Below are 15,912 nucleotides of genomic sequence, written 5' to 3' on the forward strand. Positions count from 1 at the left end.
AAACGGAAAATGCTGTGAGGAGAAGCCGTATAGTACAAACCATGGGAGGCATATGATGTTAGAACGAAGAAATAAGGAAAAGAATATAACGAAGAAGCGCAGCAGACTTAAAGGCCTGCTCATTACATTGCTGGTTCTGCTTATTGTCGGGGCTGGCGCATATACATTCCGCAAGCCGTTGGCGTTGATGGCATTTGATTTGTTCCTTTCGGGGCAGGTCGAGGAGAAGCTGGAGAAATCGTATTCTCCGATAGAGGGAGAGAAGCCTAAACCCGTTGCCGCCAAGCAGGCAGAGCCATTTACCGCCTTGCTGCTAGGGATCGACCAGCGGGATAACGAGCCTGCACGTTCAGATACGTTAATTTACGCCGTTGTGCGCCCAGAGGACTCCAAGGTACTGCTGATCTCGATTCCACGCGATACGTATACGGAGCTTGTCGGCCGAGACAAGAATGACAAAATCAATCATGCTTATGCCTTCGGCGGAGCCAAGATGTCCAAGGATACGGTAGCGAATTTCCTCGGTTACCCCGCGGACTATTATGCAGCTATTAATTTTGAAGGCTTGCGGAACGTGGTGGATGAGCTGGGCGGGATTGAGCTGCCTATCGATAAAGATATCGTAAATAAACACAAGGATCATGAGAAGTTTACGATTAAAGCAGGCAAGCCGTTGTATGATGGGCAGGAAGCGCTTAATTTTGTAAGATACCGGGAAGATAGCGATTTCAATCGAACGAAGCGGCATCAGATCTTTCTGAATGCCATGGTAGAGCGTATGCTGAAGCTGGATCAAATCGGCAAAATTCCAGAGCTGATGGATATGCTGGGAGAGAATTTCAAGACGGATATGACGCCTAGCTTTATTATAGATCTTTCCAAGCAGCTGTTAACCAATCAATCGCCCCAAATCAACGGATATACTATTATGGGCGAAGGCATACGCAAAAACGGCATCTACTATATCCAGGCCAATGAGGAAGACGTGACCTATGCGGGACAGTTGATCGAGAACTGGACCGATCCGAATACGAAGACAGAGGATTTGCTGAGTCCTGAAGCACAAGCGGACCAAGAGGCGCAAAATAGCGAGCAGCCATAATGATCAATGATTTATTTATGTCCAAATTGTAACTTGATTCGGCAGTCCGGTATTCCGGCTGCCGATTTCGCACCTATCATGGAACAGAACCTGTTTTGAAACGTAATAAATAGGTGAGTCTGAAAAGGGTAGAGGAGGACTTTTATCTATGAATATCGCGTTTTTTTTGCTACCGAAAAATGACGTCGTTGCCGTAACGCTCGATTCTACATTGAGACAGACTTTGGAGAGGATGGAGTATCACAGATTTACGGCCGTGCCGATTATCGGCAAAGACGGGGTTTACGTCGGTACTGTTACAGAGGGAGACCTCTTGTGGTATATGAAGAATTCCGGTGGAAAGGTTACTTTTGAGAACGCTTCTAAATTTCTGCTTAAGGACGTTCCGCTAAAGATGAACATTAAACCGGTATCGATCGACGCGGATATGGAAGGCTTGATTAATCTCGCCAAGGTACAGAACTTCGTGCCTGTGGTTGACGATATGGGGCGATTCATCGGCATCGTTCGCCGCAGCCAAATTATTGAGTACTGTGAGCGTTTTGTAACGCGGGATGTATCCGTTCCCAAAAATTAGCACATAGCACGTCAGGTTTGCTTCGTGGGAAGGATTTGCTTTATGCTATAATGAAGAATAATGCTTTTTCAGGGAGGGTGGAAGCTGTCCGCCATGCAGAAAGAAATGGATGTGGCCAAACGCGCCAAAGTGATTGAATGGCTCAAAACGGAAGTAGTCGATCACGTATCCCGTTTATTCAAGGCATTGTGGGAAGGCAGCACGACACGGGTAAGTGATAGTCTTGCCAGTCTGATCGTCAGTTGTTACATATTAGGACGCAGGCTTGGCATATCCTATAAGGATATGGACGCTCATATTCTGGAAAAGTTGAAGAAGCACCAAAAGGAAGGGCATCAACTGGAAGACTGGTATCAGGATATTTCTACATTGGAAGAACATATGCGTAAGAGGTGAACCCATTTGAATTTACGCTGGACCTCGATTGCATGGAGCGTAGTTTATCTGCTGCTCCTGCTGTCGTTTGCTACACCTTTTTCTTTTATCACCATTTTTGTCATGTTATTGCCCGGCGTAATCCTCTACACAACACTATCGCTGAGAGCATTCTTAATCCATACCGCGGTCGTGTGGGCAGCGGCATCTCTTCTGCTGTCTAATCCCATGATTATTCTCGTGGCCGTTTTCTTTATGATTCCGGTCGTCGTCATGGGACACCTGTACAAGAAGAAGGCATCAGCGCTCAAGGTTGTCGCTATGGGAACGGGAACGCTTCTGGCGGAGTTCTTGCTGGCGTTTCTAGCCATAACCGTCATTTTTGACTTCAATCTGGCGTCATCCATCGAAGATACGCTAAATATGATGACAGCCTTTATGCAGAATATGGCGGATAGCGAACTCGTCGCTACTGAATTGGTATGGTCTCCGGAGGTTGCGCAGCAGCTATCCAGCTTGGCGGCTAGAATGACGCCATTCACGATGATTGTATGTTCGCTTCTGCTTGCTGCAGTTACTCACATGATTGCTCGGCCGACTTTGAACAGCCTGGGGCACGCCGTGCCTAGCTTCCCGCCGCTGCGGGATTGGAGATTGCCAAGATCATTGATTTGGTATTACCTGGCTACGGTATTGCTGATGTTATTCGGCAGCGCTGCGCTTATGGAGGGCTTCATCGGCACGATTCTGCTCAATTTGTCGCCTATGCTGAACTTCTTGTTTATGATTCAGGCCGCCAGCTTTTTCTTCTTTTTGGCCTATCATAAGAAGTGGAACCCGGCAATTCCGATTTTGTTAATTATAGCGATGCTGTTTATTCCGCCTCTGAAAATTGCCGGAATTCTGGATATCGCTGCTCCGCTGCGTGAGATGATTACGAGATCAAGACGATAGGGTGAGAAATCATGCCTAATTTACTTCAAAAACGTTGGCACGGCTACCAGACCGTATGGGTGTTCGCGCTGCAGCTTCTGCTCGTTATATTCATCTCGTATTACAATTGGATCCTGGGCTTGATCAGTTTATGTTTGGTCTGCGGCTTGTCTTTTATAATGCTGCAGGCAGAACGGCGCTTTCGCAAGGAGCTCGTTCGCTATGTGACTGATCTGACTTACCGGATTAAACGGGTGGAAGGCGAGGCAGTGAGCAGGCTGCCGTTCGGCATCCTGCTTTATAGCGAGGAACGAACGGTAGAGTGGCACAATAAATTTGTGAACAAAATGTATGGTCTGGACTCGGTTGTGGGACAGCCGCTTTCCGAGCTCCTTCCGACATTGCCTTCGCATCCCCTACGGGATAAGAAGGATGCTGCTGCAAATCCAATAACTACGGTCGAGGCGGTCGTAGCAGATCGCCATTACGAATTGACGGTGCTGCATGATGAGCGCCTGATTTACGTTCACGACGTCACCGAGCTTGCCGTTCTACGCGATCGCTATGAGGACGAGAAGGCGGCGCTAGGTATCGTGATGCTCGACAACCTGGACGAGGCTACTCAGGGAATGGACGACCAGCAGCGTACCGCAATTATTGCGCGCGTGGCGACGGCTCTAACCGAATGGGCGAAGCAGTACAGAGTTTATCTGCGAAGATTGTCCTCCGAGCGTTATTTGATGATGCTGAATCAAAAATCGCTGAACGAGCTGGAGCAGAGCCGGTTCGTCATTCTGGACGAGGTTCGCGAAATGACCGCGGACCAGAAGGTGCCGATGACGCTGAGCATCGGCCTCGCCTTTGGCACCGAGCGCTACAGCGAGCTGGGCGAACTCGCCCAGTCGAGTCTGGATATGGCGCTCGGGCGCGGGGGGGACCAGGCCGCCGTGAAGGCCGGTCAGCGGCTGTCCTTCTATGGCGGCAAATCTGGCGCCATAGAGAAGCGGACGCGTGTCCGGGCACGCGTTATCGCTCATGCCCTGCGCGATTTGATGCAGGAGAGCGACAAGGTTATTATTATGGGTCACCGCATGCCGGATCTGGACGTCATCGGGGCGTCCATCGGCGTGCTGAAGGCGGCCGATATGTATGGAGTCGAGGCGCATATCGTGCTCGATGACAAGAACCCGGGCATCGATCGCCTGATGGAACGCATCGAGAAGGATGAATCTCTGCGACGCCGGTTCATTACGTCGGAGCATGCGCTGGATATCATGACCGAGCATACGCTATTGGTCGTTGTCGATACGCATAAGGCGTCGATGACGATGGAGCCCAGACTGGTCGAAGAGGCCAGCCGGGTGGTGGTCGTTGATCATCACCGGCGGGGCGAGGAATTTATCAATGATGCGGTGCTCGTTTATTTGGAGCCTTACGCGTCCTCGGCTTGCGAGCTTGTTACCGAGCTGCTTCAGTATATCCATGAGAAGGTCGAGCTCAGCTCGCTGGAAGCTACTACCTTGCTTGCGGGGATTACGGTAGATACGAAGCATTTTGCACTTCATACGGGGTCGCGGACATTTGAGGCCGCGGCATTTCTGCGGCGGGTCGGCGCGGACTCCGTGATGGTACAGCGAGTTCTGAAGGAAGACCTGCAGGAATATATCGCAAAAGCCGATATTATTAAACATGCACGCATGATTTATAATCATATCGCGCTTGCGGTAACGGAGCCTAACCGTAAAATTCCACAGCTGCTGATCGCTCAAGTGGCGGATACCCTGCTCAATATGACGAATGTGCTGGCTTCGTTCGTCATCAGCGAGCGGCCCGACGGCTTGATTGGAATCAGCGCCCGATCGCTTGGCAACATGAACGTGCAGATCGTTATGGAGCGGCTTGGCGGCGGCGGGCACTTAACGAACGCCGCTGTGCAATTGGAAGGAACCCAGGCTGAGGCGGAGAGAAGGCTGCTCGAAGTACTGGATGAAATAGAAAAGGAAGAGGGGTTATTCGAATGAAGGTCATTTTCTTGAAAGATGTAAAAGGTCAAGGAAAAAAAGGGGAAATCAAGAACGTATCCGAAGGGTATGCACAGAACTTCCTGCTGCCGCGGGGGCTGGTTCGTCCGGCGACCGAGGGCAACGTCAAGACGCTGGAAGTGCAGAACGCGGCAGAGCAAAAGCGCAAGGCCCAGGAGAAGGAAGAAGCGGCTCAGCTGGGCAAGAAGCTGGAGGAAATGACGGTAACGGTACAGGCCAAAGCGGGAGAAGGCGGCCGCCTGTTTGGTGCAATCACCAATAAGCAAATCGCTGAAGCTTTGGCTAAAGCGGGCGTGAAGATCGATCGCCGCAAAATCGAGCTGGCCGAACCGATTCGGACGCTTGGCGTAACTCAGGTGCCTGTGAAGCTTCACCCTGATGTGAAATCAACGTTCAAGGTTCAAGTAACGGAGGAATAAAATGGCTGGAGATCAATTCTTCGACCGAATCCCTCCGCAGAACCTTGAAGCGGAGCAGGCAGTGCTTGGGGCCATATTGCTGCAATCCGAAGCGCTGATTACGGCCATGGAGCGGGTGCGGACGGAGGATTTCTATGATCCTCCCCACCAATTGATCTATGATGCCATGGTTCAGCTTGGGGAAGAAAGCCAGCCGATCGACCTGATTACGCTAACCTCGAAGCTTCAGGATCGCGCACAGCTGGAGGATATCGGCGGTGTCAGTTATTTGGCTAAGCTGGCAAATGCAGTGCCTACAGCGGCCAACGTCGATTACTACGCCCGAATCATCGAAGAGAAGTCTATGCTTCGCCGATTGATCCGGACGGCCACGCAAATCGTCAGTGAGGGCTATTCGGGCGGCGAGGATGTATCCGGCATGCTGAGCGATGCAGAACGGAAAATCCTTGAAATTTCCAATAGCCGTTCCGGCAGCGGATTTATCGCGATTCGCGATGTCCTGATGGAAGTGTTCGAAAAGGTGGAGGAACTGCATCAAAATCGGGGCAATACCACGGGAATTCCTTCGGGCTTTGTCGATTTGGACAGAATGACGTCGGGATTCCAGCGTAACGACCTGATCATCGTGGCGGCCCGGCCGTCAGTCGGTAAGACGGCGTTTGCTCTGAACATTGCCCAGAACGTGGCCGTTCGGGCCAAAGAGACCGTCGCTATCTTCAGTCTGGAGATGTCGGCGGCTCAGCTCGTTCAGCGGATGATTTGCGCCGAGGCGAACCTCGATGCGGGGGTAATGCGTACGGGGGACTTTAAGAATGATGATGACTGGTCCAAGCTGACGATGGGGATCGCCGCTTTGTCGGAGTCGGAAATATATATCGATGATACGCCCGGGGTAACGGTAGCCGATATTCGCGCCAAATGCCGCCGTCTCAAGAAGGAAAGGGGACTTGGCATGATCGTCATCGATTATTTGCAGCTTATTCATGGGCGCGGCAAGGCGGGCGAGAACCGGCAGCAGGAAGTTTCGGAAATTTCCCGTACCCTGAAGCAAATCGCCCGTGAGCTGGAAGTGCCTGTCATCGCCTTGTCCCAGCTTAGCCGGGGCGTAGAGCAGCGGCAGGACAAACGTCCGATGATGTCCGATCTGCGGGAGTCCGGTTCGATTGAGCAGGATGCGGATATCGTCGCGTTCTTATACCGTGATGACTACTATAATCAGGAGACGGAGAAGAAGAACATTATCGAGATTATTATCGCTAAGCAGCGTAATGGTCCGGTAGGCACAGTCGAGCTGGTGTTCCTGAAGAACTTCAATAAGTTCGCCAATTACGAACGTGCGCATAGTGATGCGTTTGCGGGGTAAATTATAGATTGAATAAGCTGAACTCCTAATAATTAATAGTTTTTCACTTCAATTCCGAACAATCACGTATTTCTATGCGTGATTGTTCGCTTTTTAATTTGACTTTGAAAAAAGCTCCTGTTACACTGAGATTGCTCTTTTTTAGAGCAGAGAAGAACAACCGAATCTAAAGTACGAAAATCCACGCAAGGCAAATTTGGGTGCCCTGTGCACCGACGGAGGAATGTACATGTCAACAGTAGTGGTTGTGGGAACGCAATGGGGAGACGAAGGTAAGGGCAAAATCACGGATTATCTGGCTGAAAGCGCAGATGTGGTGGCGCGTTATCAAGGCGGTAACAATGCCGGTCACACCATACTTATTGACGGGAAGAAGTACAAGCTGAGTTTAATTCCATCGGGCGTTTTTTATGAAGATAAAGTGTGCGTCATCGGTAACGGGATGGTCGTCAATCCGGCAGCTCTTATCGAAGAAATTAATTATATTCATGACCATAAATTCTCGACGAACAATCTGGTCATCAGTGATCGGGCCCATGTCATTATGCCTTATCATATGGTGTTGGATGCGCTGGAGGAAGACCGCAAGGGGCCGAATAAGATCGGGACGACCCGTAAAGGAATCGGGCCGGCTTATATGGATAAAGCGGCGCGCAACGGCATTCGTATTGCCGATCTGCTCGATCCCGAAGAGTTCGAGTTGAAGCTTCGCCATCTGATGAAGGAGAAGAATCATATCATTGAGCAGGTTTATGGATCTGAGCCGTTAGATGTCGAAGAAGTGCTGAAGCAGTACCTGGAGTATGCGGAGGTTGTGCGTCCATACGTGCGAGATACCTCGGTCATTCTCAATGATGCCATTGATGCGCAGAAAAAAGTGCTGTTCGAGGGTGCGCAAGGCGTTATGCTGGATATCGACCAAGGGACATATCCGTTCGTCACTTCCTCCAATCCGTCTGCAGGAGGAGTCTGCATCGGCTCCGGCGTTGGTCCATCGAAGATTGATCAAGTGATCGGTGTGGCAAAGGCCTACACGACGCGCGTGGGTGACGGCCCGTTTCCAACGGAGCTGAACGATGCCCTGGGCGATGCGATCCGCGAAGCAGGCCACGAATACGGTACTGTTACGGGGCGCCCCCGCCGCGTCGGCTGGTTTGACAGTGTCGTTGTCCGCCATGCCCGCCGGGTGAGCGGCCTGACCGGATTGTCACTGAATTCGCTGGACGTGCTGACAGGGCTGGAAACGGTCAAAATCTGCACCGGCTATAAATACCGCGGAGAAGTCATCAGCCACTATCCGGCCAGTCTTAAAATGCTTGCGGAATGCGAAGCGATTTATGAAGAGCTGCCAGGCTGGTCTGAGGACATTACGGGGGCGAAGACGCTGGCCGATCTGCCGGAAACGACGCGGAACTATGTACAGCGCGTATCTGAGCTGACAGGCATTCCGATTGCGATCTTCTCGGTAGGCCGGAACCGTGATCAGACGAATCAAGTATTGCCTATTTACGAATAAGACAGCGTGCTATATCATTAATACGTAAAGCGTCATGAAATTTGCCGTTTGGAGGCTGCTGCTCCAAGCGGTTTTTTTGTGTTCTTTTCCCCTTTCGAGAGGTTGAATTGCCGTTCTATCGTCCATACTGGTTGGTAGGAATGCAGAAGGAGGGATAGAGATGAAGTGGGTCGCTTGGGTTGTGAAGTTATCTATTACTGTTGTTATAGTGAGTATGTTAACCGTCGCAACGACAGGATATGTAGTGAATTGGTATGTCCAATCGCTGCTGGGCAGTTATAACATCCCTCTCGAAGTGCAATCGTTGAGCCTCGGGAGTATGATGAAGGGCATGCTGGGCTTTGGGGAGAAGGGAGCCGCCAATAAAAATGTTGGGAGCAAGAGTGCTAACAGCAAGGGCGCGGATAGCAGGGGCACGAACAGCAATAGCTCAGATATCGGAAATGAGAGCGCTAAAGCCAACGCGGATGTGAATAGAAATGACAAGACCGATGAAAATATAAATGAAAATGCGGATGAAAACCCAAATGAAAATGGAAAAGCCAACAATAATGGCAGCGGGTCTAGCAATCCTAATCACGACGAGATGAATACGGGAGAGGACATTCCAGAGGATGCACTCCCGGTCATGGGCGGAATGTCAGGCCAATCCCAACAATCTCAGCAATCGCAGCAACAGGGAAATCTCGGCAGCGACCAGGATCAATTGGTCGTCATTACGCCGGATGATTTGCTTGCGAAGAAAGATGAGCTTCCTGATCAGCAGAAGGAGGAAATATTCAACATATTGATGTCCAAGCTTCCGGAGGAGGATATGCGAAAAATGACGGAGGCCATGGAAGGTGGATTGACTGAATCAGAAATGATAGAGATTCAGCAAGTTCTATCTAAGCATTTAGATAAAGAACAGTATGCAAAGGTGATGGATATGCTCAAAAAATAAGTAGAAATAGCACGACCCTATCACTATGTTAGCGGTTCCATTCACAGGATTGTAAATAAAATACTTGCTGGTTAATCCAGTAAAAAACCTTTAAACCCGCTCCTGGAGCGGGTTTTCGGCATTTGTGAACATAGTTGAAATTCTAGTTGGTCGTATGCTAAAGTAGACCATAGTGATAAAAGGTTAAAATTTTGAAACTATTTACTGTCGAATAGTGTCAACTAGAAAAGGAGATTACCATGAAAGGTTTCAGGGGAAAGCTCGGTCTCGGTTGGCTTACGAAATGGCTCCAGGCTGACGGAAAGAACATCCGACCGGACCACAATCTAGCGATAAATGAGCAAGACCAAATAGATAGCGTAAATATAGAACAGCAAACGAGATCACGCAGAGTCAAGATCGGAGCTATAGCTGCCGTACTTACGGTAGGCATGCTTCTAGCGGGATTTCAATATGTGCAAGCGCACACGGTTACCTATTACCGCGTTATGATCAATGGTGAAGAGATCGGAACGATCGAGAATGAGGAACAGCTGCTGGCGCTTTACGAGCGTAAGGAGCAGGAATATGCGGAGAAGTACCCGCAGGCCGATATGGTAGTGAACACGAAAGGCATTACGACAGTCGAGGCGAAAAATTATAAAGCCAAGATCGATACGGAGGCAACGCTTGCCGAGCTCGATGGCAGACTGACCGGTTATTCCCGGGGCGTGGAACTGAAGGTCGATGGGAAGACGATTGCGATCGTGAAGGATCAGGCTACAGCGAATGCAATTTTGGAGCAAGTGAAGGGGAAATACATACCGGACACTTCAACCAAGGGCAATGCGCCTAAAATTAAATTGCTAAGCAGCAATCCGAATAAGACGGCGAAGTCGACAGAGAGCGGCGTGAAGATTGAATCCGCCGAAATTGTAGAGGATGTAACACAGGTCGCCGTGAAGACCGACCCGAATAAGGTGCTGGGTGCCGAGGAGGCACTGCAGAGCATTGTACAAGGCAGCGAGGCGGCGATCACCTATACGGTACGCGAGGGAGACACAATTTCCTCGATAGCCAAACGATTCGGGGTAACCCAGAAGGAGTTGTTCGCAAACAATCCCGGCGTTCAGGAGAAAACGATGCAAATCGGAACCGAGCTGAATGTGAAGGCATTGAAGCCCGCGCTAACGGTGAAGACGGTTGAGCTGATGTCCGAGGAGATTGTAACCGAACCGGAAGTCATTATTCAGAAAAACGCCGACATGCAGGCAGGCAAGTCGAAGGTTGTGGCTGAAGGGCAAAGCGGTCTTAAAGTGATGGAATATCGGCTGACGAAGGAAAACGGCGAGGTGGTCTCCGAGGAATGGCTTGGTCAAGAGGTGCTCAAGGCTTCATCCCCGCGAATCATCATGAAAGGCACGAAGGTGATCGGCGAGGGAAGCGGACAATTCGCATGGCCGGTATCCGGCGCACGGATGACGAGCAGCTACGGTAAGCGTTGGGGCCGAACCCATAAAGGAATCGATCTTGTCTCCTCGAACCGGAACATTCTGGCGGCTGATGAAGGAGTCGTTAGCTTCGCGGGTACCAAATCGGGATATGGCAATGTTATCATTATCAATCATAATAACGGATTTGAGACGCTGTACGGGCACTTGAGCAAGATCAGCGTGGAAAAGGGCGACGTCGTCGAGAAAGGCACGAAAATCGGAGTCATGGGCAGCACGGGACGTTCTACGGGAACGCATTTGCATTTTGAAATTCATAAAAATGGCAGTGTGCAAAACCCGATGAAATATTTATAAAATAGATAAGCGGATAATAGTATCCAAAAAAGCGAAAAGAACCTGGCCTTATTTCGGTCAGGTTCTTATTGTGTCTGCAAGTCGATTTAGAGGAAGCCGCAACCAGTAGGTTTAAAGTCCTGAATAGGTCATAACCATGACTTTTTATGCCGCATTTTTATGAAGGGCGGGGTCAGGTATGGTAAGATAGAGGAAGAGTGGCCAAGGCCTGAGAGTTTGGGGTGAATCGCAAGATGCAGGGTAAAATTTTAGTCGTGGACGATGAGCGTCCGATTGCTGATATTTTGAAATTTAATTTAGAAAAAGAAGGATATGAGGTCATCCTCGCTTTCGATGGAATCGAGGCCGTAGAGCTGGCGTTCAACGAACAGCCCGATCTCATTTTGCTGGATCTGATGCTGCCGGGCAAGGATGGCATGGATGTGTGCAGAGAGGTGCGTGCCAAGCTGCAGACGCCGATTATTATGCTGACCGCCAAGGACGGCGAGATCGATAAGGTGCTTGGGCTGGAGCTCGGGGCCGATGATTATGTCACAAAACCGTTTAGCGCACGCGAGCTTCTTGCCCGGGTGAAAGCGCAAATGCGGCGGCAGCAGAAGCCGGCTCAGCTGGAAAGCACCGAAGGCAAGCAAGGAATCAGCTTGTTTGAGCTGTTTATTGATACAGACATGTATACGGTGTACAAGAACGGTGAACCGCTGGATTTGACTCACCGGGAGTTTGAGCTGGTTCATTATCTAGTGAAGAACGCCGGAAAGGTCATGACCCGAGAGCATTTGCTGCAAGCGGTGTGGGGGTATGACTATTTTGGAGATGTGCGCACGGTGGATGTAACGATTCGCCGGCTGCGGGAGAAGATTGAGAGTGATCCGAGCAAGCCGGAGTACATTTTGACCCGGCGCGGACTCGGTTATATGATGCGCAGCTCCAAGGCGGGTGGATTCTAGGATGAATCTGCCCTCCTTCTTCCGTACGATCCAGGCTAAGCTGATCATCATTTACGTGCTTTTGATCCTGATCGCTATGCAATTGATCGGGGTCTATTTCGTGAGCGCGATGAAAACCTCGCTTACCAGCAATTTTACGAAGGAACTGCAGGAGCGGGCAGCATTGCTTTCGGTACTGGCTGCGCAAAACTTAGGGGTCACTGGAGAATCGGCAGATGCATCGCTAGATAATTTAAGCGTTCTTGTCAACAATTTATTCAATATTAACGGCGCTGAGATCCAGGTGCTGGATTCGAGCGGCCGGGTTCTGACGACCTCCAAGCCGTCGCATGCGGATTATGTGGGCACGAAGAATACGCAGACCGTAGTCAGCCGGGCACTGCAGGGTATACGCGATAATGAAGAATATATGATCGATGAAGACAATGTGCGCAAAAAAGTGGTAGCCAAGCCGGTCGTAAGAGACGGAAAAACGGTTGGCGCCATTTATATCGCCGCATCCATGACGGATCTTTATAACACGATGGAGCGGATCAATAGCATATTCATCTCCGGCTTACTGCTGGCTCTGGCACTGACTGCAGTGCTGGGTGTGATACTCGCTCATACGATCACATCGCCTATCAAAGAGCTGACCCGGCGGGCGACCGCGGTGGCGGAAGGACAGTTTCACCAAAAGATGCCGGTGTTAGGGAACGATGAGATCGGTCAATTGAGCAAGGCGTTCAACTATATGACGAGCCGGCTGCAGGACGCGCTGGCTCAGAACGAGGAAGAGAAGGAGAAGCTTGCTTCGATTCTGACCAATATGAGTGATGGCGTGATCGCAGCGGATGAGAAACGCCAGGTCATCCTGATGAATCGCCGGGCAAGTGAGATGCTGCGGGTTCAGGAGCAGGCGGTCAGCGGCATGGATATTATGACGCTGCTGCATTTGCCGCTCGAGGAGCGGGCCGTACTGGAACGGGGAACGATGCATTCCGCCATTCTGGAAATTGATTCTCCGGAAGGGGATACGTTCCTTATTCGCGTGACGTTTACGCCGATTCACCGACGGGAGTTCGGAGTGAGCGGTACGATCGCGGTGCTGCAGGACGTAACGGAGCAGGAGAAGCTGGAGGCTTCGCGCAGAGAGTTCGTGGCGAACGTATCTCATGAGCTGCGGACGCCGCTGACAACGATCAAAAGCTATACAGAGGCGCTGGAGGACGGTGCGCTGCAGGATCCGGAGCTCGGGCCTCGGTTTGCTTCCGTGATTCAGAATCAGACCGAGCGGATGATCCGCCTGGTTACCGATTTGCTTCATTTGTCTCGTCTTGATTCAAAGGAGGCTTTGCTGCGGAAGCAGTCTACAGGGGTGCTTGAAATGCTGGAGGAGGTCGTAGACCGCTTTTCCTTCCAGATGCAGGAGAAGGAAATCCTTCCTGAGATCTTTATCGAGGAAGGCGTCGATACCGCTTGGATGGATCGGGATCAGATCGACCAGGTGCTGGACAACTTGATTTCCAATGCGATGAAGTACACGCCGGAAGGCGGAAAGATTGCGTTTGAGGCCCGCAGGATTGACGATGGAATGATAGCCATTTCTGTTAAGGATAATGGAATCGGCATTCCGAAGCGCGATTTGGAGCGTATTTTTGAACGGTTCTATCGGGTGGACAAGGCTCGGGCCCGCAATATGGGGGGAACGGGTCTCGGTCTGTCCATTGCCCGGGAAATTGTGAAAGCCCATGGCGGGACGATCATTTTGGATTCAGAGCTGGGGGAAGGCACCAAAGTAACCTTTACACTGCCGACACAGGAACAAGGAGGCGAAGGACAGTGAAGGAAACGGTGAAATCGCTCTTGCTCACTTTTCTTGTCGTTTGCAGTTTGGTGCAGAGTTATTTCTTGATCTATCGGCTGCCGGGCAGCAACCCTGTGGTCAAGACGGAGAATGATTATATTAAGACCGAGAATATGGGTTCGGAGATGCGGGCTGAGGAGCTGATCTTTCCTGCGCAAGTATCCATCCATATGGGGGACAACCGGCATACGGTTTTCTACCCGGACTCCATGTTCTATGATCTGATTTATTCTCGCTTGAAGGGCCGGATGTTTGAAGGGTTTCAGCGCTATGCCGTGGACAATATGAACTGGTCTGAAATTCGCAGCCGTTATGCGGGCTTGGAGCTTCAATTCGACCGCGGCGTACCCGTATCGCTCCTGCAGAAGGTGATGCAAATTTCCGCAGACCCTTTATTTGAGGAAGAGAGCATCAATCGGGTGTTCATCTACAATGGGGAAGATGAAGAGCGGGCGAGGGTGTTCTTTTTCAGTTCCCAGGGGGACGTCGTATATGAAGCGACCAAGGCGGACTTGACGGTACAGGACGTGAGGCAGCAGGTCGATTTCGGCAAGGACTGGATTCCGTATACGCTCAAGGATGGCTACTATATTCCGGAGAAGCCTATCGATATGGTGCAGACCGTACTGAAGGTGGGCACTTTCTCGACCGAGCAAATTCAGGGCAGCTTGTTCTTTGACCCGAGCATTACGAGAACTATTCGGGAAAAGGACGGCTCGGAGATTTATACGGATAGCAGGCGGAGTTTGCAGGTGAAGCAGGATGGAAATTGGATTAATTACACCGACCCGGCGGCACCGTCTGCGGGCGAGAACAGTCCGGCGAGCAACGCGTTATCCTCGATCGACTTCGTAAACCAGCATGGCGGCTGGAACGGCAGCTATCGCTTGGAGCAGGTGGACGGCTTGGATGAGATGAATACGGTCGTTTTTCGCCAATATTTCGGGAACGGGCAGTTTGGAGCTTTTCCGATTATGGACTTCAGCTCCTTCCGCTATGGAACCATTTCGCTCGCCATGCGCCAAGGTACGATTACGGGATATGAGCGATCCTTGCTGTACGTAAAAACGGGAGACTGGGAGAAGCAGGTCGTTCAGCTGTCCGGCGGTAAAGAGTTAAGGGATAAAATTGAACAGCTGTCCGGCGTCGTTAATTTGTATCCGGCGTATCTCCCTTCTCTTAGTCAGGAGGGGCTGCTTCTGAAGCCGACCTGGATTGTCGAGCTGAGCAGCGGTGCCGTGCATGAGCTGAAATAGGTGTCGTGCAGGGAGCTTTGATCAGAACACAACTATAACCAAGGGAGGTCATGAGTATGGATTGGGGCAGAGCTAAAAATGTGCTCATTTACGCTTTTTTGCTGCTGAATTTAGTGCTTGGTTATCAGCTCTGGAATGATCTGAGGGAGCAGGCAGACTCCAATCCAGACCTTACCTCCCTGGAAAGCAATATTCAAAAAGTCATGGAGAGCAAACGAATCAAGGTATTGGTGCAAATTCCGAGCGAGTCGCCGCAGCTGCGAAAAATATCTTATCGCTTCGTGAACGGGCAGCAGAGCCACAAAACGGTCGAACTTCCGGCACCGGTGGACAGCGGGCTGATCTTTTCACCGAAGGAGCTGGCCAATGCGCTGCGGTCAAGTTTGCCAAATATCGGAAATTACCGTTATGACGAGTGGGCCGGGAGAGAGAATGTATTTGTCCTGCATCCGCTTGTGGACGGGAAATGGCCGCTGTTCAAAATCAACTTGGAGCTGTATCACGGCAACCAAAAGATTGTATCGTATCGTGAGGACATCATTGAAATCAACGAATCAACGGATGAAAAGGAGCAGCAGGTGCTGTCCGCGTCCAAAGCTTTGGGGAATCTCATTGAGAACTTTTTGCCTGATGGCGCGGTAGTAACAAGCATCGAGCTCGGTTATTACGGACAGGTGTTTGATTCGGACGCCGACCTTCCAGCCTCGCCGGCTTGGCGTTTTTTGCTGGAGAGCGGTGAAGAGTATTACGTACAGGGCATTAGCGGGGACGTCATCAGTCCAAACACGAAGGAATCAAAGGAGTAA

The 15,912-nt window shown here is 50.8% G+C and carries 14 protein-coding genes; all 14 read left to right on the forward strand.

The annotated features are described in order from the left end of the window. The first annotated feature begins 55 nt into the window (after positions 1 to 55). Positions 56 to 1,102, forward strand: coding sequence for an LCP family protein (locus tag ACE3MQ_RS10150; protein WP_379392508.1), 1,047 nt, complete (start codon positions 56 to 58; stop codon positions 1,100 to 1,102). Positions 1,103 to 1,250: 148 nt separating this feature from the next. Next, positions 1,251 to 1,679, forward strand: a complete 429-nt coding sequence (locus ACE3MQ_RS10155) for a CBS domain-containing protein (RefSeq protein WP_379392509.1) — start codon at positions 1,251 to 1,253, stop codon at positions 1,677 to 1,679. Positions 1,680 to 1,772: 93 nt separating this feature from the next. After that, the gene (locus tag ACE3MQ_RS10160; protein ID WP_379392510.1) at positions 1,773 to 2,075 is read left to right on the forward strand and encodes a MazG-like family protein; all 303 of its coding nucleotides are present in this window, start codon (positions 1,773 to 1,775) and stop codon (positions 2,073 to 2,075) included. Between the two features lie 6 nt (positions 2,076 to 2,081). Continuing rightward, positions 2,082 to 3,008, forward strand: a complete 927-nt coding sequence (locus ACE3MQ_RS10165; protein WP_379392511.1) for a DUF2232 domain-containing protein — start codon at positions 2,082 to 2,084, stop codon at positions 3,006 to 3,008. A gap of 11 nt (positions 3,009 to 3,019) precedes the next feature. Then, a complete protein-coding gene (locus ACE3MQ_RS10170; protein ID WP_379392512.1) occupies positions 3,020 to 5,008 on the forward strand; it encodes a DHH family phosphoesterase in 1,989 nt (662 codons plus the stop codon). Next, positions 5,005 to 5,448: a 50S ribosomal protein L9 gene (gene rplI / locus ACE3MQ_RS10175; RefSeq protein ID WP_379392513.1), complete on the forward strand. Its 444-nt coding sequence runs from the start codon at positions 5,005 to 5,007 to the stop codon at positions 5,446 to 5,448. Before ACE3MQ_RS10170 ends, rplI begins: the two co-directional genes overlap by 4 nt. 1 nt (position 5,449) lies before the next feature. Further along, positions 5,450 to 6,811, forward strand: a complete 1,362-nt coding sequence (gene dnaB, locus ACE3MQ_RS10180; RefSeq protein WP_379392514.1) for a replicative DNA helicase — start codon at positions 5,450 to 5,452, stop codon at positions 6,809 to 6,811. Positions 6,812 to 7,040: 229 nt separating this feature from the next. Continuing rightward, a complete protein-coding gene (locus ACE3MQ_RS10185; RefSeq protein WP_379392515.1) occupies positions 7,041 to 8,327 on the forward strand; it encodes an adenylosuccinate synthase in 1,287 nt (428 codons plus the stop codon). Between the two features lie 160 nt (positions 8,328 to 8,487). Next, positions 8,488 to 9,270 (forward strand): hypothetical protein, encoded by a 783-nt coding sequence (locus tag ACE3MQ_RS10190; protein ID WP_379392516.1) that lies wholly within the window; start codon positions 8,488 to 8,490, stop codon positions 9,268 to 9,270. A 239-nt stretch (positions 9,271 to 9,509) separates the two neighbouring features. Further along, positions 9,510 to 11,057 carry a peptidoglycan DD-metalloendopeptidase family protein gene (locus ACE3MQ_RS10195; protein ID WP_379392517.1) on the forward strand — a complete coding sequence of 516 codons (1,548 nt, stop codon included), beginning with the start codon at positions 9,510 to 9,512 and terminating at the stop codon, positions 11,055 to 11,057. A 233-nt stretch (positions 11,058 to 11,290) separates the two neighbouring features. After that, positions 11,291 to 12,004, forward strand: a complete 714-nt coding sequence (gene yycF, locus ACE3MQ_RS10200) for a response regulator YycF (protein WP_379392518.1) — start codon at positions 11,291 to 11,293, stop codon at positions 12,002 to 12,004. A gap of 1 nt (position 12,005) precedes the next feature. Next, the gene (walK, locus tag ACE3MQ_RS10205) at positions 12,006 to 13,829 is read left to right on the forward strand and encodes a cell wall metabolism sensor histidine kinase WalK (protein ID WP_379392519.1); all 1,824 of its coding nucleotides are present in this window, start codon (positions 12,006 to 12,008) and stop codon (positions 13,827 to 13,829) included. Then, complete coding sequence (locus ACE3MQ_RS10210) at positions 13,826 to 15,106, forward strand: YycH family regulatory protein (RefSeq protein WP_379392520.1); 1,281 nt, start codon at positions 13,826 to 13,828, stop codon at positions 15,104 to 15,106. Before walK ends, ACE3MQ_RS10210 begins: the two co-directional genes overlap by 4 nt. A 56-nt stretch (positions 15,107 to 15,162) precedes the next feature. Then, positions 15,163 to 15,912 carry a two-component system regulatory protein YycI gene (gene yycI, locus ACE3MQ_RS10215; RefSeq protein WP_379392521.1) on the forward strand — a complete coding sequence of 250 codons (750 nt, stop codon included), beginning with the start codon at positions 15,163 to 15,165 and terminating at the stop codon, positions 15,910 to 15,912.

The sequence above is a fragment of the Paenibacillus lentus genome, from assembly GCF_042714055.1.
Taxonomy (GTDB): Bacteria; Bacillota; Bacilli; order Paenibacillales; family Paenibacillaceae; genus Fontibacillus; species Fontibacillus lentus_A.